Below are 20,467 nucleotides of genomic sequence, written 5' to 3' on the forward strand. Positions count from 1 at the left end.
GTAGACCGCTGGAGGCTAGCCCCAGCCGAGTTCGTGCAGCCTGTCGTCATCTAGCCCAAAGAAATGCGCGATTTCATGAACCAGGGTGATGTGAATTTCATCGTGCAGGTCGTCAAGGGTTTCGCAAATAGCCAGCAACGGTTCCCGGTACAGCACAATGCGATCTGGCATCTCGCCAAAGCCGTACTGACCGCGCTCAGTGAGCGCGACTCCGTCATACAGGCCCAGAATGTCCAGGGTGCCATCTTCGGGACGATCTTCGACCACGAAGATTACGTTGTCCAGTCCGTCGACCATATCGTCGGGCAGCAGATCAAGCTCATCGACCACAAGACGCTCGAATTCGGACGCGTCGAGTTCTAACATGCGGCTTCAAACATCGCGGCCTGCTTTCACCAACACTGCGATAGTCGGAGGCCAAACTCGCGGTGTTTCATTGGGGTGAGTAACGGGGATTGAACCCGCGACCTCCTGGACCACAACCAGGCGCTCTGCCAACTGAGCTATACCCACCATGCGTTCCCACATTTACAATGCGGGGCAACTCGGCAATCCTATTACACCTCGGAGGCGAATAAGTGCACAACATCGGCCGCGTGCGACTTGGCCTCGTCGCTGGTTGGACCGGGGTCGGCCACGAATACCGTCTGGCGGTAGTAGGCGAGCTCGCGAATCGATTCGAGGATGTCGGCCAGGGCGCGGTGTCCGCCGTCCTTGGCGGGGGCGTTGAAGTACACCCGCGGGTACCAGCGTCGGGCCAGTTCTTTGATCGATGACACGTCGACGTTGCGGTAGTGCAGCTGGTTGTCGAGGCGCGGCATGTATCGGGTGAGGAAGGAGCGGTCGGTGCCGATGGAGTTGCCGGCAAGCGGGGCTTTCTGCTCGGCCGGGATGAATTTCAGCACGTATTCGAGAACCATGAACTCGGCTTCGGCGGCGCTGACGCCGTTCGGGATCTCGGTAATGAGGCCGGAGGAGGTGTGCATGTTTCGCACGAAGTCGCCCATGTTTTCGAGGGCGGAGTCGTTGGGTTTGATGATGATATCGAGGCCTGGGTCGAGCACATTGAGGTCGTAGTCGGTGATCACGACGGCGATCTCGACGAGCTCGTCGCGGTCCAGGTCGAGCCCGGTCATTTCGCAGTCGATCCAGACCAATCGGTCGGGACTCTTCGACGTCGGGGAGTTTGCGGGGGCGGTCGTGGGTGCTTCACCAGTCGTGCTGTTCGTCATGCCCCGAGTCTACCGGTGGCCTCTGACACGGCCTGTAAACTGGAACGCCACCGAACTCAACGCACGACCTGCGAGGCCCTGATGGAATTCACACTGTATTCGTCGTCATTCTGCGAACCGTGCATGCAGACTCGGGCGGTGCTCGCCGAAGCAGAACGACTGGTGCCCGGTGCGACCATGCGTGAAATCGATGTCGCCGGCGCTCCCGAGCAAGCCGAGGCGCTGCTCATTCGTAACACTCCCACGGTCATCATCACCAACAGCGCCGGCATCGAGGTCTTTCGCGCGGCCGGAGTCCCCACTCTCGCGCAGGTTCTCGTCGCCGCAGCCAAAGCGCTCTGAGTGGGCTCTACACCGGGGCTTCGTGCGTGACGTTGCCGAGCGCTGCCCGACTCTCCGGCGAAATGATGTTGCCGTAGTATTCGATGACGAATGACCTGGCCAGTCGACCGGCGGTCGCTCCGTCTCCCGACGAGATCGCAGCCAGAATCTCACGATCGTGGGCCAGCGAGAGTTCCATCCTGGCCTGGGAGTCGGGTGAGCGATCGAGTTCGTCGGTGACCATGTCGATGAGGGCACCGCGGGTGGCCTCCCCGCAGATCTGCAGGAGCAGATTCTGGCTGGCCGCCCACACGCTCACGTGGAAGGCGACATCCGCTCGGCTGAACGCGACCGGTCCGTTGGCCACTTCCGCCTGCATCGCGTCGATGGCCGAACATATCTCGTTCAGCTGCACCTCGGTGCGGCGCTGGGCGGCCAGGGTGCAGGCAGTGCCCTCTAGCATGATGCGAAACTCCACGAGCTCCGAGAGTGCGATGGTTTCCAGGCGCACCAGGCGATTGACGGTTTTCGTCAGGATAGTGGGCGAGGCCTGCAGCACTTCGGGCCCGCGCGGGTCGCCAGGGCGCGAGCGCACGAGCCCGGTGCTCTCGAGCACACGCAGGGCCTCACGAATGGTCGATCGGCTCACCTCGAAAGTCAGCATCAGCTCACGCTCGCTCGGCAGACGATCGCCGGGGCGGAGTTCCCGTTTGCTGATCGCGGTCTCGATCTGCTCGACGACGCGCTCGTAGGCCTTGACAGTCTTGACGGCGGTAAATGCGGCTTTGTGGGTCATCTGCACTCCCTTGAGGTTGCGACCCAGATCAAAAAGAAGCGGCGCCGATAGCAGCGCGTCAATGTCGGGGTCGATCTTGACGATCTAAGCTCTGCATGTAAAGCTGACTTTAATACAGAGTGTACTGGTCTGACCATGTGGTTTACCGGTAAGCACAGCACGTTTCCACGGTATTTCTCCCAGTATTTCTGGCCGACCTTCGCGGGGCCAGCCCAAGCAGAGGGGCACGTTCGTATGACGGCACACACCCGGCGAAGCAGGTTCGCCAGCATTGCTACGGTTATGGTTGCTTCCCTGGCGCTGGTCGGTTGTTCCAGCGGGTCGACGACCGCCGAGGGGGAGCCGGACACGTCGTTGACCGTTGGCCTCCTGGCCACTCCGGGCAACCTCGACTACACCACGACCGCCGGCGCGGCCATTCCGCAGGCCCTCCTCTACAACGTTTACGAGGGGTTGGTGAAACTTAACAACGACGGAACCATCATTCCCCTGCTCGCCAAGTCGTGGACAACCAGCGACGACGGGCTGGTCTATGATTTTTTGCTGCACGACGGCGTGACCTTCTCCGACGGTTCGCCGTTCACCGCGGAGAGCGTCAAGTTCAGCCTCGAACGTGTCAAGGACAACTGGACCGCCAACGGACCCGCGTACCTCGACCCGATCGCCAGCATCGAGGCCGTCAGTGATACCGAGGCGCGCATCACCCTGTCGAAGCCGAGCAACAGTTGGCTGTTCAACATGAGCGGTCCGGTCGGCACCATGTTCACCGAATCCGCCCTGGCCGACCTCGCCACCGCTCCGGTCGGTACCGGGCCATACACGGTCAGCTCGTTCAAAACCGGTGACAGCCTCGTGCTCGCCGCCAACGCTGAATATTGGGGCGAGGTCCCGTACATGACCGACGTGACACTGCGTTATTTCACCGACGCGACCGCGCAGACCAACGCGCTGCTCAGCGGCGATATCAACCTCATTTCGGGCATTTCCCAGTTCCAGTTGGTCGACCAGTTCAAGTCCAACACCGACTTCCAGGTGCTCGAAGGCGCCAGTACCGGTGAGGTCACGCTGTCGATGAACAATGCCAGCGATGCTTTCAGCGACGTTCGAGTGCGGCAGGCCGTCATGTACGCCGTCGACCGACAGGCGGTCATGGACACCGCGAACAGCGGCTATGGTCTGCTCATCGGTTCCATGGTGCCGCCGACCGACCCCTGGTATGACGAGAGCCTGGCCGATCTCTACCCGTACGACCCCGACCGGGCCACCGAGCTCCTGGCCGAGGCCGGAGTCAGTGATCTGACCGTCGCTTTCAAGATTCCCAACCTTCCCTACGCCGTGGCCGGCGCCCAGGTGGTCAAGGATCAGCTCGCCAAGGTGGGCATCACCGCCGACGTGACGGCGCTCGAATTCCCGGCAGTCTGGCTCGACGACGTTTTCTCCAGCCACGACTACGACATGTCGCTCATCATGCACAGCGAGCCGCGCGACGTGAACGCCTTCGCCGCCCCAACCTATTACGCGGGTTACGACTCGCCCTCGGTGATGGCCAAATTCGCCGAAGCGGATGCCGCCGACGCGACCACCTACATCGAACTAATGAAGGAGGCCACGACGACCATGGCCGAGGAAGCCGCCGCCGACTGGCTTTACCTGCAGCCGGCGATCTCCCTCGCCGATGCGGACCTGCTCGGGGTGCCGAAGAATACCCCGAGTCTCGCACTGGACCTGTCGACGATCGCGCGATAGGCAGGTCAGGTCGGTACGCGTACGGTTGTTGTTCGAGCGGTAGGCGCGGCGCTGTCTGAGCGTCGCCCCACCGTGAATCAGTCAGAGGATAGTCGCGTTATGGTCTTTGTGGTTCTGCGTCGCCTCGGCGTCTTCGCCACCACGGTGGTCGTGGCCTCGGTCGTAACGTTCCTAATGCTGTCCATTCTGCCCGGTAACGCCGCCCGCATCGCCCTGGGCGTGCAGGCCACCGAAGCGGATGTCGCGGCGCAGGCCACGGCTATGGGGCTCGACCGCCCCGCGATCGTGCGCTACCTGGACTGGTTCGGGCATGTGCTCATCGGTGATTTCGGTACCTCCACCGTGAGCCGCCAGGCGATCGGCCCCGAAATAACGGATTCTCTCGGCATCACGGTGATCCTCGTGCTCACCAGCGTCGTGCTGGCGCTGCTGTTCGCGATTCCGTTCGGAATCCTGACCGCGGTCAGGCAGCGAAAGCTCGACGGCGCCATCCTGTCTGGCATCAGCCAGATCGGCGTGGCCGTGCCCGGATTTCTGGCCGGGATGCTGCTCGTCACGGTCTTCGCCGTGACGCTCCGCTGGCTTCCGGCGGGCGGCTGGGTCGACCCGGGCGAAAACTTCGGAGAATTCACCCTGCACCTCATCCTGCCCGCGATCGCGCTTGGCAGCGTGCAGGGCGCCGTGCTCAGCCGGTATGTGCGCTCCTCGGTGTTGGAAGTGATGCGGGAAGACTTCATCCGCACCGCGCGGGCCAAGGGCCTCGGCGCCGGGCGGGCTCTGTTCCGGCATGGACTGCGCAACGCCGCCGTGCCGGTGATGACCGTGCTGGGCCTGCAGATCGCCACCCTGTTGGTCGGCGCCGTCGTGATCGAGCGGGTCTTCAGCATTCCCGGCCTCGGCAGCCTGCTGCTGGACAAGGTGGCCCTGCGTGACCTTCCGGCCGTGCAGGGCATCGTGCTCGTGCTCGTCGTATTCGTGCTGGCCCTGAACTTTCTGGTCGACGTCGCCTTCACACTGATCGACCCCCGACTCCGGAGCGCCGCATGACCGCGATCAAATACGAGACCCGGGCCCGCCGCCCGGCCGGTCACGGCGGCGGTACCACGCTCTGGGCCGGCCTCGTGCTCATCGGCCTCGTGCTGTTGGCGGCCGTCGTGTCCGTGTTCTGGACACCGTTCGACCCCGAAGGTGTGTTCTCGGATTCCATCCTTCTGCCGCCCGGCGCAAAACATCTGCTCGGCACCGATAGTTTTGGGCGTGATGTGTTCAGTTCCATCCTGCGCGGTGCCCAGATCTCACTGCTCGTTGGCACCGTCGCGGTCGGGATCGCCGCGGTTCTCGGCGTGCCGTTCGGCATCGTGGCCGGCATGAATCCGGGCCGGCTGGACCAGTTCATGATGCGCGGCAATGACATCTCCCTCGCCTTTCCCGCCCTGCTGCTCGCGATCATCTTCGGTGCCATCTTCGGCGCGGGCACGGTTACGGCCATGGTCGCGCTCGGTATCGGCACGGCGCCCGCGTTCGCCCTCATCGCCCGCAGTGGCACCATGCAGATCATGAGCCGCGAATACGTGCAGGCGGCTCGCGCGTCGGGCAAGAGCGGTCTCTTTATCGGCCTGCGGCACGTGCTTCCCAATATCAGCGGCATGCTCATCGTGCAGGCGTCAGTCTCGTTCGGCATCGCGGTTCTCGCCGAGGCCGCCCTCTCCTACCTGGGGCTTGGCACACCGCCACCCACGCCATCCTGGGGGCGCATGCTGCAGGACGCGCAGGGGTACCTGTTCATCGAGCCGCTGCTCATCGTCTGGCCGGGAATCGCCATCGCCGTGGCTGTGCTCGGCTTCAACCTGCTCGGTGACGGCCTCCGTGATCGCTTCGACCCCAAGATGCAGGTGAAACGATGACCGACAGCACACCCACGCTCAGCGTGACCGACCTGCGGGTCGGTTCGCCCTTCACCGAACTGCTGCACGGCATCAGCTTCGACATCGCCGCCGGCGAACGCGTCGGCCTGATCGGAGAGTCCGGGTCGGGGAAGTCGCTCACCGCGACATCCGTTATGGGGTTGCTGCCGGAAACCCTGACGGCCACCGGCACGATCCGCCTCAACGGCGTCGACGCCGACCTGCTGAGCGCCGGCGAACGCCGCCTGAACTCGTTGCGCGGCAACACCATGGCGATGGTGTTCCAGGAGCCAATGACCGCCCTGAACCCGCTCATGCGGGTCGGAGCGCAGGTGGCCGAAATCATGACCGTGCACCACACCGAGCGCGGTCGGCGGCAGGCTCGGCAACGTGCCGTCGAACTGCTGGCCCAGGTGAAACTGCCGAACCCCGCTGAGGCGGCCCTGGCATTTCCGCACCAGCTCTCCGGCGGGCAACGCCAGCGCGTCATGCTTGCGATGGCCATGGCCAATGACCCGCAGCTGCTGCTCTGCGACGAACCGACCACGGCTCTCGACGTCACGGTGCAGGCTGAGGTGCTCAAACTCATCGGCAACCTGGTCACCGACCGCGGCACCGCACTGCTGCTGATCACGCACGACATCGCGGTGGTGGCCGAGGTGTGCCAGCGGGTGCTCGTCATGTACCAGGGCGACATCGTCGAAGACGGACCGGTTGGTCGCGTGTTGACCGCGCCGCAGCATCCGTATACCCAGAAACTCATCGCGGCCTCCGATCTCTCCTCGGTCGACGACCGTGGCCGCTTGCACACCATGTCGATGCCCGTCGTCAGCACCCCGGGCGCGGCACCGTCCTCGCCGCGCCCGATTCAAGCGGATGCCACAGCAGCGCTGACGGCGCCGCCGCACCGCGCCGCCCACCAGTGCCTCGAACCCGACGGCCCACCGATCATCTTCAACGAGGCCACCGGGGCCCCCGCCATTTCGGTGCGCGGCCTCAGCCGTCAGTATCGGCGGCGCGGCGGCGGACTGTTCACCCCGGCCCCGGTCGTGCACGGACTGCGGGAGGTGTCGTTCGACGTGGCTGAGGGTCAGCGGTTTGGCATCGTGGGCGAGTCCGGCTCCGGTAAATCCACTCTCATGCGCATCCTCTGCGCCCTCGACCAGCCGACGTCCGGCACGGTCGACGTGCTCGGGCAGTCCGTCGATGGTGCCTCGGAACGGCAACTGCGTGAGTTTCGCAGCGAGGTGCAGATCGTCTTCCAAGACCCGATGGGGTCGCTGGATCCGCGCATGAGAGTGCGCGACATCGTCGCCGAACCCCTGCGCCAGGTCAGCCGTGCCGAGGCCCTGGTCCGAGTCGAAGCCCAGCTCGCCGCGGTCGGGCTCGACGCCGACGTGATGCACCGGCATCCGCACCAGTTCTCCGGTGGCCAACGCCAGCGCATCTCCATTGCACGAGCGCTCATCACGCGGCCGCGCGTGCTCGTGGCAGACGAAGCGGTCAGCGCCCTCGACGTGTCGGTGCGGGCCCAGGTGCTCAACCTGCTCGCCGATCTGGTCGACGAATACCGGCTCACCCTCGTGTTCGTCTCCCACGACCTCGGCGTTATCCGTCACCTCTGCGACACCGTCGCCGTTATCTCCGACGGACGCATCGTTGAGTGCGGGCCCACCGCCAGCGTTTACGACCGCCCCCTGCACCCGTACACGCAGCAACTGGTCACTGCGACGCCGTCGATGGACGAGCTCGCCCGACGCATCACCTCCTAAAATCCGCATCACCTGACCCAGTGGAAGAGGCACCATGACCGAGACCGCCCCCATCGAAAGCCTGCCGGCGACCGAACTCGTCGCACGCTACCGCAGCGGCGACCTCTCACCGGTCGAGGTGACGGCCGCGGTGCTCGAGCGGGCCGAGCGTCTGCAGCCCGAGCTGAACTGCTTCTGGGGTCTCGATCAGGTCGGGGCGCTCGCCGAGGCCGCCGCGAGTGAACGCCGCTGGGCGGCCGGAACTCCGCTTGGAACGATCGACGGCGTGCCGACGAGCATCAAGGAGAACGTCGCCGTGCGCGGCTTCAGTCAGCCGTCTGGCACCGCCGCCAAGTTCGATGCACCGGTGGCGACCATCGACGGGCCGAGCGCCGCGCGCATCCGGGAGGCCGGCGGTGTCATCTTCGGTGTCACGGTGATGCCCGACTACGGCATGTTGTCCTCCGGGGTGTCGAGTCTGCACGGAATCACCCGCAGCCCGTGGAACCCGGCCTGGACGGTGGGCGGGTCGAGCGCCGGCGCGGGCGCGGCTGCCGCCGCCGGAATCGGGCCGCTGCACGTGGGCTCCGACATCGGCGGCTCCCTGCGCCTGCCGGCCACCTGGCTGGGTCTCGTTACGTTGAAGCCGAGCTTCGGGCGCGTCGCCGTCGACCCGCCCTACATGGGCCGGGTCGCCGGACCACTCACTAGAACAGTGGATGACGCGGCCCTGTTCCTGGGAGTGCTCACCCGGCCAGACTCGCGCGACTACACCAGTCTCGGCGAGCAGAACCTGGATTGGACCGACGTGCACTGCGGCGAATCGGGCGTGGCTGGATTGAAAGTAGGCTTTCACCTCGCGGGCGGGGCGGGCCTCGCGACTGACCCGGAGGTGGCGGCATCCGTTCTGCGGGCGGTGGAACTCTTTGCTGCGGCCGGTGCGATCGTCGAGGAGATCGCCCCGCCGATGACCGAGAAGTACCTCGCCGACCTGGACCTGTTCCTGCGGGTGCGGTCCCTCGCCGACTATGAGGTGCTCGAACCGGCGCGGCAGGCGATGGTGCTGGATTTCATCCGGGACTGGGTGCTGGCCGGGTCAGGGGTATCGGGTACCGAGGTGCTGCGCTGCTATCAGAGTATCCAGGACCTGCGTGCGACGACCGTCGCGGCGACCGCCCCGTACGATGTGGTGCTGTCGCCGGTGTCGCCGGTCGCCGCGTTTCCGGCGGAATGGCCGATGCCGACCAACGACGCGGCCACTTCGCTCGATCACATCGCGTTCACCGCGCCGTACAACTTCTCGGAGCAGCCGGCCAGCTCGGTGAACTGCGGGTTCACCGCCGACGGACGTCCAATCGGGCTGCACATCGCCGGTCGCCGGTTCGAGGACCTCGTGGTACTGCGGTCCACCCACTGGTATGAGCGGGCGCGGCCCGCAGCGGCCGAGCCGGTCTGGCCCTTGCACACCGTGCACAAGCCGGTCCACTGACCGACGCATACGCCGGCCGGTTGACCCGCGCGCTGGCGTCCGTTTCGACGAAAATCTCTCGCTGGTCAGAAGTCAGGCGTCTGTCTCGTGTTCAAGGAGGTAAATGAACTCGCGCCGGCCGATAACAGACCCGTCGTAGAAGCTGATCACGATGTTGTATCTGAGCGGGAGGTGGTTAGGCGTTCGGCGGGTCGAACCGGCCGTCGATGGCCGTCCAGCCGCCGTCCACGGTGAGCACCGACCCGGTAACGAACCGGGACGCGTCCGAGGCGAGGTAGACCACGGCACCGGCGAGCTCGCTCGGTGCCGACCAACGGCCGAGCGCGCTCTTGGCGGCATAGGCGTTGTACCATTCGGGATCGTTCTTGATCTGGGCCGTCAACGGGGTTTCGACAACACCGGGGGAGATCGCGTTCACCCGCACCGCAGCCGGCCCGTATTCGGCGGCGGCCGTGCGCAACAGCTGCACCAGCCCGGCCTTGGTCGCGGCGTAGACCCCTTGGCCGGGCTCGACCGTGACCGCCCGAATCGACGCGAAGCCGATGATGCTGCCGCCGCCGTTGGCCGCCATGTTCGGCGCGAAGGCCTGGATGAGTACGAAGGCGGCGCGAAGATTAAGATTCACGACGCGATCAAACTCGTCGAGCGTGTAGTCCGCGATGCGCTTGCGCACATTGGTGGCGGCCGTGAAGACAAGCGCGGCCAGGTCGGTCAGGTCCCGGGCAACGGCACGCACGGCGTCCTGGTCGAGAACGTCGAGCTGCAGCGAGCTGGCCCCGGCACCGAGCTGCGCCGCGGTGGCCACAGCGCTGGGGGCATCCCGGTCGGCGCAGATGACCGTGGCGCCGTGGGCGTGCAGGGCCAGGGCGCTTTCCCGGCCGATGCCGCTGCCGGCCCCGATCACAAGGACGCGGCGACCGGAGAACTGGAACAGTTGGGTGTAGTCCACGGTATTTCCTTCTGGATGAGTCACGGGCGGATCATGGCCATGCGGGTCACGGTGAACTCGTCGATGGCGAACCGCGGCCCTTCCCGGCCGGTGCCGGAGTCCTTGACGCCGCCGTAAGGCATGATGTCGGAGCGAAAGCCGGGAATCTCGTTGACCACGACGCCGCCGACGTCCAGCTCGTTGATGGCGCGAAAGGCGCGTTGAAGCGAACTGGTGAAGATGGCGGCCTGCAGACCGTAGCGCGAGCGGTTGACCAGCTCGATGGCTGAATCCAGGTCGGAGATGCGCTGCAGCACGACGACCGGTCCGAAGATCTCCTCGCACCAGGCCAGGGCGTCGTAGGGAACATCCGTCAGCACGGTCGGGGCGATGCTGCAGTCGATCCGGTGGCCGCCGGCCAGCACCCGGGCCCCGCTAGCAAGGGCTGCGGCGATCCAGGCCAGGATGCGCGCGGTTGAAGCCTCGTTGATGACCGGCGCCACGCGGGTGCAGGCGTCCCGGGGGTCACCGACGAGCACCTCGGGGAGGCGAGCGAGCAGCATCCGTTCAAATTCGTCGGCGATCGAATCGTGCACCAGAACGCGCTGCACCGAGATGCAGGCCTGGCCGTTGGCATAGAAGCCGCCGCGAATCACGGCGTCGACGGCCTTCTCCACGTCGGCGTCGCACGCCACGATCAGCGCGGTGTTGGCGCCGAGCTCGAGCACGACCTTGCGCGGGGCGGCATCGCGGGCAATCTGATGTCCGACGGCGGCAGACCCGGTGAATGAGACGACAGCCACCCGCGGATCGCGCACCAGCGCTTCGCCGACGGCGATTCCGCCCGTGACGAGTTGGACGGCAGAGGTCGACACCCCATGGTCGCACAGCACCCCGCGAATGAGGTCGACCACCCACAGTGTGGTCAGAGGGGTGTTCGGGGCCGGTTTGATGATGATCGGACAACCCGCAGCGAGAGCGGGAGCGAGCTTGTGGCTGGCCAGTAGAAAGGGGTAGTTGAAGCCGGTGATGCCCACGATGATTCCGGCCGGCCGCCGCGTCCAGTAGCCGATCATTCCCACGCCGCTGGGCTGCAGGTCGAGCGGAACGGTTTCACCGTGCAGGTGGGCGACCTCTTCGGCGCTCGCCGACCAGGTGGTGAGGGCGCGGGCGACCTCGGTGCGGCAGTCCACGAGCGGCTTGCCGGTCTCCAGTACGAGCAGTTGTTCGAAATCGCCGCTTCGCTCGGCGAGAGCGTCGTGAATGCCGATGAGCAGGGAACGACGGATGCCCGCACTCAGCCCGCCCAGTTCCGCGCGTACCGAAGCTGCCGCGTCCACCGCGAGCACGGCCTGCGCCGCAGTGCCGACCGGGGCCGACGCGACAGGGGAGCCGTCGAAGGGAAACACGATCTCCTGCTGTTCGGAGCAGTCCAGCCAGCTCTCGCCGATGGGGAGCCCGGCCGGGTAGGGGATCGGGAACGAAATCACGGGACTGCTTTCTGTTTAGAGGTACTCCTGTTGAGAAGCGCTACCGAGAGATGCTGGCATTTCTACTGGTCTGACCAGTAACCTAACTAGAGTATCGAGTGGCGATGATCAGGTCAATCACCTGTCGCGGCACTCATCCATTCATGAGGGAGAGCCAATGACGAGCACAGCGAGAGTCCACCGGCTGGCCGTGATCCGCGGTGACGGAATCGGCCCCGAGGTCATCGATGCCTCACTCGAGGTGCTCGGCGCAGCGCAATCGGCATTTGGTTTTCGGGCCGAACTCACCCAGATTTCGGCCGGGGCCCGGCACTACCTGGCCACCGGCGAACTCTGGACGCCCGCCCTTCAGGCGCAGCTTCGTGACCACGACGCCATTCTGTTCGGTGCGATGGGTGACCCGGCCGTCGCGCCGGGCATTCTGGAACGAGGCTTCATTCTCGAGATGCGACGCAGCTTTCAGCAGGCGGTAAACCTGCGACCGGTCAAGTTGTATCCGGGCGTGACCACGCCCATCGCTGGTCTCACGCCGGAACGTTGCGACATCGTCATCGTTCGGGAGAACACCGAGGGATCCTATGTCGGTCGGGGATCGACGGTGCATGCCGGTACGCCGCACGCGGTCGCCGTGCAAGAATCGGTTAATACCCGCATGGGCGTGGAGCGGGTCGTCGAATTCGCGTTTCGTCTCGCCGACCGACGCGGCGGAACCCTGACCCTGTGCCACAAGAAGAACATCCTGGTCGAAGCCGGCACCCTCTGGCAGTCGACGGTCGACGACGTGAGTGCGCGCTTCCCGACCGTTCCACTAAATTACGTGCACGTCGACGCCCTGTGCTTCTACCTGCCGACGACTCCGGAACGCTTCAACGTGGTCGTGACCGACAACCTGTTCGGCGACATCATCACCGACCTGGGCGCGGCTATTCAGGGCGGCCTGGGTGTCGCCGCGAGCGCGAACCTGAACCTAGACGGCTCCGGCCCGAGCATGTTCGAGGCCATCCACGGTTCAGCTCCCGACATCGCTGGCCGGGGCTGGGCCAACCCGATCGGGGCGGTGCTCTCGACCGCCATGTGCCTCGCCCACCTTGGCGAGATCGACGCGGCCCGAGCCATTGAGGCGGCCGCCGTGCACATTCTGGCCCAGTTGCCGGCGACCGCCGGACCCGCGATGGGGCTCTCGACCGAGAAATTAGGCCGCGAGATCGCGAGGCTTGTACAGAGCGGTGCGCCCGTGCCCGTCGTCCCCGGTCACTCCGTCATGGACGACCTTGCTGCGCTGCGCTGACCAGATGAACTTGCCGCACGTGCTGACGGCACCCAATCACGGCCGGCGGCCTGTAACCTTGAATAGTCCCGCCCCCGTAGCTCAGTGGATAGAGCACCGGCCTTCTAATCCGATTGTCGTAGGTTCGATTCCTACCGGGGGCACCAAAAAAATCGTCTGACCAGGGTTTCTTGTCCTTACTGAAGGGGCAAGACTTGATTCACTCAACGTACGGCGAGCGGCCGAACTCCGATACGCGTCGTCTTGATTTTCACGAATTGAAAGTTGGCTTGCCGGTAGCGTCAGGCCTGCACGTCTCCGCGCCATCCACCGTCGTCGGTTCCCTTGGCTTCGATGAACTCTTTGAAGTTTGCGAGGTCTTTTTTGATCGCGTGATTGTCAGCGCCGAGAGCGGCTCCGGCCTTCTCGAGCAGCCCTGTCGCCTCCCAATCTAGTTGAACTGTCACCCGCGTCTCGTTCTCGGCTAACTTGTGGAACGTGACAACTCCCGCATGGTCGACTTCGCCGCCGGTACTGTTCCAGGCAACACGCTCGTCGGGGTGCTGCTCAGTTATCTGCGCCTCGAACGTGCGCTCCACGCCGCCCACTTTTACCTTCCACTCGGTGAGAGTGTCGGTTACCTGAGTGATGGATTCAACAAACTTTAGGAACTTCGGAAACTCCGCGAATTTCGTCCACTGGTTGTAAGCGACGGTAACGGGAACGTTGACGTCGACAGTCTCGATGACGTTGGGCATGATGACCTCCTAGTGCGAAGCAAAGGAATAGAGAGTATTTGTAACCGCTTTGACAGTACTGAAGGCTGGTGCAAGGTCAACCCGGTTAAGAAAAAAACTTAGGGAACGTAGAGGTGCTTGCGCGGCCGCGGCGCCACCATGTCACCGTGTGCTGTTTCGAGACCGGCATCGGCACGGCCTCGTTTAACCGAGCGGCGCCAACCTGAAGGCTGGGTACAGCTAGCCGGTTCGTCGTGCCGCGGTACGAGACATGGGATGATCACGGATGTGAGTATTGCGCCGGTAGATACATCAGCGTTGATCGATCGACACTGCGCCAGCTGCCGATCTGGCAGGAGACCGCTGATTCGCCAGAGCGCCGCGAAGTCGCCAACGTCGGACCCGAGTACTTCCCGGCGCCCGTCGGCGGCTACGCCGATCGCGACGACGATGGCTTGGGACACGATGCGGTGCCCGACGCGGGCTTTGTAGTAGGTCGCGTCGCGGAACACGACGCGGTCGGTGACGTTGGTGAGTTTGAGCTCCCCCAGCAGGGTGAGCAGGCAGACTGGTTTAGAGCCATCGTGTGGTGTCCTTTGTGAGTTGCTTTGGTCGCTTCACTTGCTGCCCCAGGTCGGCCATGCCCACTGCGATGATTTCGGCCAAGAGGGTGGCGTGGCGTCCGTCGGGATCAAGATCGGGATCGAAAACTGTGACTTGGCCTCCGATCGCTCCGGGGGCGAGCGCCTTGAGGAGGTCTACGAGTTGTTTCGGGTTGAGCCCGCCAGAATCAGGGCTGTCAACGGCCGGCATGAAGATGGGGTCGAGCACGTCGACATCGAGGTGCAGCCAGTAGCCGGCGCTCCCAATGGTGGTTCGAGCGGCTCTGGCCGTCTCGGTCATTCCGATCTTGATCGATCGGTGGGCGGGTAGAACGAGGCCGAGGAAGCGTCGGACCTCGTCGGCATGTTGGTCGTCCTCGCGGCATCCAATGTGAACGGTGTTGGCGGGCGAGAAGTACGGTCCGCGTCCGTCGATGTTGGCGACTGCCGGCCAGTGCAGACCAACGGCCGCGGCCAGATCCTCTCCGGCGACGCTGGCGCACTGATCCGAGTTCCCGGGATGACGGAAGTCTGTGTGCCCATCGATGTGAACGAGGCCCGCGTTATTCTGGAGCGCGAGCCCAGCCGCCACGAGAAGGCTGCAGTCACCTCCAATCACCAGCGGCGCCCGGCCGTCGGCGATGGCTCCAGCGATCCGGCGCGCGAGGCGACGCGCGTGGTCGATTAACTGAGCTTCGTTTCGCACGTGGCCGGCGGCGCGAGTGATGTCGTCATCGACATAGCGACCGGGGAGGACAGTTCCTCCGTCGACAGCGCCGTCTACTATCAAACGACGGAACAGACCCGCTTCTCGAAGTGCCTCAGGCGCTTTAGATGTGCCCGGCACGCTTCCAGGTTCGGGAGGTCGAAGCCCTAGGTTGGACGGTGCCGACAGTAGCGTGATCACGCATCCAGACTGTCAGGTCCGCAGAATGGCGTCGACCATTCCCGACCGCTTTACCACTACGAAAGTCTGCCGAAGCAGAAGTGCCCGTAAACCGAACCCACTACGGGACGAGTGATTTGTCGCGAGAGGTCCGCAAGCGCCCAGGCGACGTGCGCGCCAGCGACCACGTCCCGTGGCATACGGCTCTCCGCGACTCAAAACGAAATCCAATAGACACCGAGTGAGCCCACTGCGAAGCGGGCGACTAGGAGCAAGACGATGACTGCTATTGCGATGGTCAGCCAGAGCCACCATCGTCGGCCGGTATTCGCGATGGCCAACGCGATGAGGATGGGAACGTAGAGATACATCACGGACACGACCAGTAGGGGAGCGGCGAATCCAAGGGAAGATACGCCACTTACTGAGGCGATGACGGCCACCGCAGGGATCAAGGAAATGGCTGTGGTGATGGTTCCAATTTATCGGCGAGCTCGTATGCGCCAGTCAGTCCCGGGCGCGTACGGGTGGGCGCAGGGGGGCACCTCAGTGCATTTCGGCCCGTTGCCGCAACCAGTCCATGGCCAAAGTGCTTGCGTTCAGAATTGAGATATGGCCGTCTCGTGGCCGGGTCCAGAGTTCGGCGTTGGGGAGGTGCTCGAGGAGCCACTGGGAGTGGGAGGGGGGGACGATGCGGTCGTCGCCACCGTGTGCGAGGAGTACGGGTATCCGGACGCCTGACAGATTAACGCCCCATGGTTTCACGAAGGCAAGGTCGTCAGCGATCAGCCCCTCGGGGCCAGCTGCTGTCGCAGCCCCTGCGTCTGCGTTGAGTGATGTCCACTCCGATTTCAGCGCGGCGTAGTCTCGCGAATTGAAACTGTCTTCATCGAAGTTGGAAGTTCGTTCGAAGATTACGCGGGCATCCTTTCCGTGTTGCGCCGCAAGCAGGGACAGCCCGCCGCCTGCCATTCCGGCGAACCAGTTGAAGTCTGTCGTGAAGGGCGCGAGACTCGCGAACGTTGCTACAGCCCACACCCTGTCACCCAGAATCGCTGCGCAGGCGAGGGCGTGTGGCCCGCCCCCGGAAGCGCCCATGACCGCGATCTGGTCGACGCCCATCGCATTGATGAGCTGCTCGACGTCGGCTGCGGCGTTTGTGACGGTGCGACCGGGTTGAGCTGACGAGTCTCCGTAGCTAGGTCGTGCGTATGAGATCCAGCGGATGCCGCGCAGCGCCGCGGCTCGCAGGTGCGGTTCGAGGGCTGCTCCGGTTTGTGGCGAGCCGTGGTGCCAGACAACGGTTAGGGGAGCGTGAACTCCGTTGGTGCTGTCGTGAACGTGCAGTGTTCGCCCGTCGGTCAGGGTGATGTGCATCAGCATCTCATTTCTGCCAGGCGTTTGCCCAGGTAGCGTTTCTCGGCCTCTGATGGGGCCAGTTGAAGTGCTTTCTCGTATTCGGTTGCGGCTTCGGTCCCTCGACCCATCCTGCGCAGCAGGTCGGCGCGTGTCGCCGGGAGTAGGTAGTAGTCCTCCATGCCCCGAGAGGCTACGAGCGCATCGATAAGGCGTAGGCCGGCTTCTGGTCCTTGGGACATGGCTACTGCGACCGCGCGATTGAGTTCCACGACTGGTGAGGGATCGATGAAGGCGAGAGCATCGTACAGTTCAGCGATGCGCGCGAAGTTAGTGCTTGCAGCATCCGAAGCCTCGAGGTGGCAGGCGGCAATGCGGGCCTGCAGTTCATACCTACCTGCTCGCGGTACCAACGATTGGAGGATGGTGAGGGCCTCGGTGATGGCATCCCGGTCCCACAGCGATCTGTCCTGCTCTTCGAGGGTGACGACATCTCCGACAGCGTCGGTGCGAGCTGCGCTACGCGCGTGATGCAGCAACATCAGGGCAAGGAGCGCGCGAACTTCACCGTCGTCGGGCATCAGCTCAACGAGCAGCCGGGTGAGCCGGATTGCTTCACGAAGAAGAGAAACTCGGATGAGATCCCCCCCGCCAGTAGCGGAGTACCCCTCGGTGAACAACAAGTACAGCACCGCCAGCACACCGTCTCGCCGTTCCGGCATGAGGTCGGGCGGTGGCACACGGTAAGGGATACCGGCGTGCCTGATCTTTGCCCTGGCACGCACGAGTCTTTTATCCATCGCCGGTTCGGTCACGAGAAAGGCACGCGCGATCTGCGCGGGAGTGAGGCCCGCTACCGTTCGCAGCGTCAGGGCAACGCGGGCATCGATCGGAAGTGCGGGGTGGCAGCAGGTGAAAATGAGGCGGAGACGATCGTCGATATCTGCATTACTGTCCGGATCGGGCTCGACCGGGTCGTCTGCTCCGACGGCAACCCGCCGAAGCGCGCGGTCTTCGGCGCCAGCATGCCGAATCAGGTCGATCGCCCGCCTCTTGGCCACCGTGGTCAGCCACGCGCCAGGATTGTCCGGAATGCCACCTTTGCGCCAGTCAGAAAGCGCCCTCACAAACGCATCCTGTGCACAATCCTCGGCAAGAGCGAAGTCGCCGGTCATCCGAATCAGAGTGGAGATGATGCGCGCAGTTTCCTCGGCAGAGGCACGAGCGATAGCATCCGCTACTCGATCGGCCACATCGGCCTAATCTCGATCTGACCGAACTGGGCCATTGGATGCTTCGCCGCGATCTCAATCGCCGCGTCGAGGTCGCCGCACTCGATCACGTCGTATCCAGCGATCCACTCCGTCGTTTCAGCGAACGGCCCAGCAGTGACGCTGAGCCGTCCGCCACGCAGTTTCACCGTGGTCGCATCGTTCGCCGGGCGCAGACGGTCGCCGTGGCGTCTGGTGCCCCCATCAGTGGTTTCGGCGACCCATTCTTCGATGGTGTGGACAGGTGGTTCGGTCGTCCGCGCCGTCGAGTCTGTGCAGATGAAGAGCATGTATTCCATAAGTTGGTCCTTTGCATGTCGTTGTGTGAATTCGACGTACGGGATGAGCATCTCAGGACACCGCGTCAAAACGCGGTGTCCTCATAGTCTTTCGCTATACGTCGCAGTAAGAAATACATCACTGAAGGAGTTTCTCTTGAAGTACATGATTTTGATCCACACGAGTGCAGCCAGCGACCTTGCGATCCGAAGTGAAGCCCTCGCTGAGTTCGAAGCCGCCCACGGCGCCGTTATCGGCGAGCTCTCCACCACCGGCGAGTTGATCGACACCCACGAGCTGGCAGTCCTAGGCGCGAAAGTGGTTCGCACTAACGGCGGTCTTTCTGTAACCAATGGACCATTCGCGGAAACCACCGAATGGGTGGGCGGGTACTACATCGTCGACGTCGCAAGCGAAGATCGCGCGATCGAGATTGCTGCACGTTTCGTTGAAGCCCGCTACGCGGCGGTCGAAGTGCGCGCCTTCGTTTTGCCGCCGCTGTAGCGACTTGAAATCGTTCAGTAGAAAGTCATCGTCGACGTCGCGTCCGCCGACGCGAAAGTCGAACGCCCACTCACCGGGCTCACTGGTGTCGCCGGCGCCGTACCAGCCCCGCTTCTGGTCCTCGTCGGCGAACGCGTTCCAGACGCGCTCGAGAGGAACGGGTAGCCGCGGGTCAGGGTGAACCCGACGCGGGCGAGTCGGCGTTCGATCGTCATGAGTACGTCCTATCGTGCGAAGTTCACGTGGATCGTGCCACTCTCGGCGACTTCCGTTGTTACCTTGTGGGTGAGGTCGAGGCTGGGCAGGTCGTCCCACAGTCGAGTGCCCCGGCCGAGGAGGATCGGGGCGACCATGAGATGCAAGTGGTCGACCACGCCGGCGCGCAGGAAGTCGCGCGCGGTGCCGACTCCACCGCCGACGCGCACGTCCAGGCCGCCGGCAGCCTCGGTTGCCTCCGCGAGCACGTCCTCGATTGCTGCGTTGCGGAAGTGGAACGTTGTTCCGCCCTCCATGGGGATCGACGGACGCGGTGCAGTGTGGGTGAGGACGTAGACCGGGGTGCCAAACGGCGGCTGGTCACCCCACCAGCCCTTCCAGTCCGGATCGTCGGGAAACGAGTGCAGGCCGAACATGGTCGCGCCAATGATCTCGGCGCCGACGCCCTCGAAGAACGCGGCGGCGTAGGAGTCGTCGATGCCGGTCGTGCCCTTGCCGCTGGTGTCGTCGAAGACGCGCTCGTGGAAAGTACGGGTCGCGGCGTAGGCCGCAGTGAGGCGCCCCCAGTCCTCACCCATCGGATTTTCGGGGGCGTGGTCGGTCGTCGAAGTGTAGCCGTCTAGCGAGAGGAACAGGTCGATGCGAACGCGGGTCACGTCAGGTTTCCTTCGGGGTGGTATGGGTCATGTGGATGCCGAGCTGGTCGGCTTGGTGTTCGGCGGGGGTTCGTTGCTCGCCGAGCCACAGGTGTAGGAGGTCGAGGGCGCCCGGTCGCAGGCTCACGGTGCGGACGCGCCCATGCTTCTGTGACGTGACCAGTCCCGCGTTGTCGAGGACGCACAGGTGCTGCATGAGCGACGGCAACGCCATCGAGAACGGTGCCGCGAGTTCGGACACGACTGCTGGGGACTTCGCCAACCGTTCCACGACGGCCCGGCGCGTCGGATCCGCGAGAGCGCGGAGCACGGCATCGAGCTCGTCATCATACTTAGGCACATGCCTGATTATTCTTGAACGGCAGGGATTCGTCAACGGGCTCACGCCAGAAACGTGTCTCGCGTGTGAAGCTTCTCGGGAATTGATCGTTTAGCATCAGTGTCATTTTTCGTACTCGCCTGCACAAATCATCCACACCGACGTCGACCCTTGCTGCCGTCCTGTATAGGGAACGCTGAATGGGATACTGCTTAGGTGGTAACAGAACATGCCCTTTTATCCGTGATTCCCGGTCGTGAAGTTGAGTTCGAGCTCGCCTTTACCGATGCGCGGGCCATCATCTCGTCAATGCCCGGGTGCAGTAGCCTGACGCTGTCGGGTTCGATCGAGTCTCCGAGCACATACCTCTTGCTCGTTGAGTGGGAGCGACTCGACGACCACACGATCGGCTTCAGGCAATCCGTGCACTACCAGAAATGGCGCGCCCTACTGCACCATTTCTATGAACCGTTCCCCTTGGTCGAGCACTTCCAGACCGTCCCGTAGATCGAACCCCTATCGCGACTTACCTATGCAGCCGACCGGAGGAGATATGAAATAGCGAGCCCTCCGCTCTATTTCATAGCCGCTTCTGCGGCGCTGTCAGTCTCGTCGTTGACCGTCAACGAGAGTATGTAGCCATAAAGATCGGTGGTGTCGTCGGCGTGGGCATTTTCGTATGATCCATGGTGACTCCTCGCGTCAGCGCCGTGACTA

General features: G+C 64.0%; 23 protein-coding genes, 2 tRNA genes and 1 pseudogene. 10 read left to right on the forward strand and 16 right to left on the reverse strand.

Annotated elements, in window-relative coordinates:
* Window positions 1-15: 15 nt before the first annotated feature.
* The 3 genes from CXY70_RS06895 to orn all read right to left on the reverse strand — a co-directional run bounded on the left by CXY70_RS06895 (window position 16) and on the right by orn (window position 1,232).
* The gene (locus CXY70_RS06895) at window positions 16-366 is read right to left on the reverse strand and encodes a metallopeptidase family protein (RefSeq protein ID WP_104191640.1); all 351 of its coding nucleotides are present in this window, start codon (window positions 364-366) and stop codon (window positions 16-18) included.
* A gap of 71 nt (window positions 367-437) precedes the next feature.
* A tRNA-His gene (locus CXY70_RS06900) sits at window positions 438-513 on the reverse strand.
* A gap of 44 nt (window positions 514-557) precedes the next feature.
* Window positions 558-1,232, reverse strand: coding sequence for an oligoribonuclease (orn, locus tag CXY70_RS06905; RefSeq protein WP_104191641.1), 675 nt, complete (start codon window positions 1,230-1,232; stop codon window positions 558-560).
* 81 nt (window positions 1,233-1,313) lie between these two features.
* Between orn and CXY70_RS06910 the strand changes: the two genes are divergently transcribed.
* Entirely contained in the window at window positions 1,314-1,574 is a 261-nt protein-coding gene (locus CXY70_RS06910) for a thioredoxin (protein WP_104191642.1), read from the forward strand.
* A gap of 7 nt (window positions 1,575-1,581) precedes the next feature.
* On the opposite strand, the gene CXY70_RS06915 is transcribed toward CXY70_RS06910, so the two are convergent.
* Window positions 1,582-2,349 carry a FadR/GntR family transcriptional regulator gene (locus CXY70_RS06915; protein WP_104191643.1) on the reverse strand — a complete coding sequence of 256 codons (768 nt, stop codon included), beginning with the start codon at window positions 2,347-2,349 and terminating at the stop codon, window positions 1,582-1,584.
* 282 nt (window positions 2,350-2,631) lie between these two features.
* Between CXY70_RS06915 and CXY70_RS06920 the strand changes: the two genes are divergently transcribed.
* From CXY70_RS06920 to CXY70_RS06940, 5 genes are all read left to right on the forward strand, one after another.
* Entirely contained in the window at window positions 2,632-4,095 is a 1,464-nt protein-coding gene (locus CXY70_RS06920) for an ABC transporter substrate-binding protein (RefSeq protein ID WP_233205788.1), read from the forward strand.
* 99 nt (window positions 4,096-4,194) lie between these two features.
* On the forward strand, window positions 4,195-5,142 hold the full coding sequence (locus CXY70_RS06925; protein ID WP_104191645.1) for an ABC transporter permease: 948 nt from the start codon (window positions 4,195-4,197) through the stop codon (window positions 5,140-5,142).
* Window positions 5,139-5,999 (forward strand): ABC transporter permease, encoded by an 861-nt coding sequence (locus CXY70_RS06930; protein ID WP_104191646.1) that lies wholly within the window; start codon window positions 5,139-5,141, stop codon window positions 5,997-5,999. Before CXY70_RS06925 ends, CXY70_RS06930 begins: the two co-directional genes overlap by 4 nt.
* Window positions 5,996-7,771, forward strand: coding sequence for an ABC transporter ATP-binding protein (locus tag CXY70_RS06935; protein ID WP_104191647.1), 1,776 nt, complete (start codon window positions 5,996-5,998; stop codon window positions 7,769-7,771). Before CXY70_RS06930 ends, CXY70_RS06935 begins: the two co-directional genes overlap by 4 nt.
* 34 nt (window positions 7,772-7,805) lie before the next feature.
* Entirely contained in the window at window positions 7,806-9,239 is a 1,434-nt protein-coding gene (locus CXY70_RS06940; RefSeq protein ID WP_104191648.1) for an amidase, read from the forward strand.
* Between the two features lie 175 nt (window positions 9,240-9,414).
* On the opposite strand, the gene CXY70_RS06945 is transcribed toward CXY70_RS06940, so the two are convergent.
* Complete coding sequence (locus CXY70_RS06945) at window positions 9,415-10,188, reverse strand: SDR family NAD(P)-dependent oxidoreductase (protein WP_104191649.1); 774 nt, start codon at window positions 10,186-10,188, stop codon at window positions 9,415-9,417.
* 20 nt (window positions 10,189-10,208) lie between these two features.
* Window positions 10,209-11,657 carry an aldehyde dehydrogenase family protein gene (locus CXY70_RS06950; protein WP_233205789.1) on the reverse strand — a complete coding sequence of 483 codons (1,449 nt, stop codon included), beginning with the start codon at window positions 11,655-11,657 and terminating at the stop codon, window positions 10,209-10,211.
* A gap of 157 nt (window positions 11,658-11,814) precedes the next feature.
* On the opposite strand from CXY70_RS06950, the gene CXY70_RS06955 reads away from it, so the two are divergent.
* Window positions 11,815-12,945: a 3-isopropylmalate dehydrogenase gene (locus CXY70_RS06955; RefSeq protein WP_104191650.1), complete on the forward strand. Its 1,131-nt coding sequence runs from the start codon at window positions 11,815-11,817 to the stop codon at window positions 12,943-12,945.
* 70 nt (window positions 12,946-13,015) lie between these two features.
* Window positions 13,016-13,091, forward strand: a tRNA-Arg gene (locus tag CXY70_RS06960).
* 135 nt (window positions 13,092-13,226) lie between these two features.
* Here CXY70_RS06960 and CXY70_RS06965 read toward each other — a convergent pair.
* The 7 genes and pseudogenes from CXY70_RS06965 to CXY70_RS06995 form a co-directional block, all read right to left on the reverse strand.
* Window positions 13,227-13,682 (reverse strand): SRPBCC family protein, encoded by a 456-nt coding sequence (locus CXY70_RS06965; protein ID WP_104191651.1) that lies wholly within the window; start codon window positions 13,680-13,682, stop codon window positions 13,227-13,229.
* 362 nt (window positions 13,683-14,044) lie between these two features.
* Window positions 14,045-14,173: pseudogene (locus tag CXY70_RS06970) on the reverse strand (transposase); the annotation flags it as partial.
* Between the two features lie 61 nt (window positions 14,174-14,234).
* Complete coding sequence (locus tag CXY70_RS06975; RefSeq protein ID WP_104191652.1) at window positions 14,235-15,170, reverse strand: arginase family protein; 936 nt, start codon at window positions 15,168-15,170, stop codon at window positions 14,235-14,237.
* 194 nt (window positions 15,171-15,364) lie between these two features.
* On the reverse strand, window positions 15,365-15,529 hold the full coding sequence (locus CXY70_RS06980; protein WP_233205791.1) for a hypothetical protein: 165 nt from the start codon (window positions 15,527-15,529) through the stop codon (window positions 15,365-15,367).
* Between the two features lie 166 nt (window positions 15,530-15,695).
* Window positions 15,696-16,526, reverse strand: coding sequence for an alpha/beta fold hydrolase (locus CXY70_RS06985; protein ID WP_233205792.1), 831 nt, complete (start codon window positions 16,524-16,526; stop codon window positions 15,696-15,698).
* Window positions 16,526-17,758, reverse strand: coding sequence for an RNA polymerase sigma factor (locus tag CXY70_RS06990; RefSeq protein ID WP_233205793.1), 1,233 nt, complete (start codon window positions 17,756-17,758; stop codon window positions 16,526-16,528). Before CXY70_RS06990 ends, CXY70_RS06985 begins: the two co-directional genes overlap by 1 nt.
* A complete protein-coding gene (locus CXY70_RS06995) occupies window positions 17,743-18,075 on the reverse strand; it encodes a YciI family protein (RefSeq protein ID WP_104191655.1) in 333 nt (110 codons plus the stop codon). Before CXY70_RS06995 ends, CXY70_RS06990 begins: the two co-directional genes overlap by 16 nt.
* A 145-nt stretch (window positions 18,076-18,220) precedes the next feature.
* Between CXY70_RS06995 and CXY70_RS17770 the strand changes: the two genes are divergently transcribed.
* Window positions 18,221-18,559: a YciI family protein gene (locus CXY70_RS17770; protein ID WP_233205804.1), complete on the forward strand. Its 339-nt coding sequence runs from the start codon at window positions 18,221-18,223 to the stop codon at window positions 18,557-18,559.
* A gap of 14 nt (window positions 18,560-18,573) precedes the next feature.
* Here CXY70_RS17770 and CXY70_RS07005 read toward each other — a convergent pair whose 3' ends face one another.
* The 3 genes from CXY70_RS07005 to CXY70_RS07015 are packed head-to-tail and all read right to left on the reverse strand — an operon-like array spanning window position 18,574 to window position 19,771.
* Complete coding sequence (locus tag CXY70_RS07005; RefSeq protein WP_233205794.1) at window positions 18,574-18,774, reverse strand: hypothetical protein; 201 nt, start codon at window positions 18,772-18,774, stop codon at window positions 18,574-18,576.
* A 9-nt stretch (window positions 18,775-18,783) separates the two neighbouring features.
* A complete protein-coding gene (locus CXY70_RS07010) occupies window positions 18,784-19,431 on the reverse strand; it encodes a dihydrofolate reductase family protein (RefSeq protein ID WP_104191657.1) in 648 nt (215 codons plus the stop codon).
* A gap of 1 nt (window position 19,432) precedes the next feature.
* Window positions 19,433-19,771, reverse strand: a complete 339-nt coding sequence (locus CXY70_RS07015; RefSeq protein WP_104191658.1) for a helix-turn-helix transcriptional regulator — start codon at window positions 19,769-19,771, stop codon at window positions 19,433-19,435.
* Between the two features lie 195 nt (window positions 19,772-19,966).
* On the opposite strand from CXY70_RS07015, the gene CXY70_RS07020 reads away from it, so the two are divergent.
* On the forward strand, window positions 19,967-20,257 hold the full coding sequence (locus CXY70_RS07020; protein ID WP_104191659.1) for an antibiotic biosynthesis monooxygenase: 291 nt from the start codon (window positions 19,967-19,969) through the stop codon (window positions 20,255-20,257).
* The last annotated feature ends 210 nt before the right edge of the window (window positions 20,258-20,467 follow it).

The sequence above is a fragment of the Cryobacterium sp. Y82 genome, assembly GCF_002929495.1.
GTDB lineage: Bacteria > Actinomycetota > Actinomycetes > Actinomycetales > Microbacteriaceae > Cryobacterium > Cryobacterium serini.

Bases quoted from the DNA above. Each gene is read 5' to 3' on its own strand.
- CXY70_RS06925 (WP_104191645.1), top strand. From the start codon at position 4,195: ATGGTCTTTGTGGTTCTGCGTCGCCTCGGCGTCTTCGCCACCACGGTG.
- CXY70_RS06940 (WP_104191648.1), top strand. From the start codon at position 7,806: ATGACCGAGACCGCCCCCATCGAAAGCCTGCCGGCGACCGAACTCGTC.
- CXY70_RS06910 (WP_104191642.1), top strand. From the start codon at position 1,314: ATGGAATTCACACTGTATTCGTCGTCATTCTGCGAACCGTGCATGCAG.
- CXY70_RS06920 (WP_233205788.1), top strand. From the start codon at position 2,632: ATGGTTGCTTCCCTGGCGCTGGTCGGTTGTTCCAGCGGGTCGACGACC.
- CXY70_RS06965 (WP_104191651.1), bottom strand. From the start codon at position 13,682: ATGCCCAACGTCATCGAGACTGTCGACGTCAACGTTCCCGTTACCGTC.
- orn (WP_104191641.1), bottom strand. From the start codon at position 1,232: ATGACGAACAGCACGACTGGTGAAGCACCCACGACCGCCCCCGCAAAC.
- CXY70_RS06895 (WP_104191640.1), bottom strand. From the start codon at position 366: ATGTTAGAACTCGACGCGTCCGAATTCGAGCGTCTTGTGGTCGATGAG.
- CXY70_RS06930 (WP_104191646.1), top strand. From the start codon at position 5,139: ATGACCGCGATCAAATACGAGACCCGGGCCCGCCGCCCGGCCGGTCAC.
- CXY70_RS06985 (WP_233205792.1), bottom strand. From the start codon at position 16,526: ATGCACATCACCCTGACCGACGGGCGAACACTGCACGTTCACGACAGC.
- CXY70_RS06955 (WP_104191650.1), top strand. From the start codon at position 11,815: ATGACGAGCACAGCGAGAGTCCACCGGCTGGCCGTGATCCGCGGTGAC.
- CXY70_RS06995 (WP_104191655.1), bottom strand. From the start codon at position 18,075: ATGGAATACATGCTCTTCATCTGCACAGACTCGACGGCGCGGACGACC.
- CXY70_RS07005 (WP_233205794.1), bottom strand. From the start codon at position 18,774: ATGACGATCGAACGCCGACTCGCCCGCGTCGGGTTCACCCTGACCCGC.
- CXY70_RS06935 (WP_104191647.1), top strand. From the start codon at position 5,996: ATGACCGACAGCACACCCACGCTCAGCGTGACCGACCTGCGGGTCGGT.
- CXY70_RS06915 (WP_104191643.1), bottom strand. From the start codon at position 2,349: ATGACCCACAAAGCCGCATTTACCGCCGTCAAGACTGTCAAGGCCTAC.
- CXY70_RS17770 (WP_233205804.1), top strand. From the start codon at position 18,221: ATGATTTTGATCCACACGAGTGCAGCCAGCGACCTTGCGATCCGAAGT.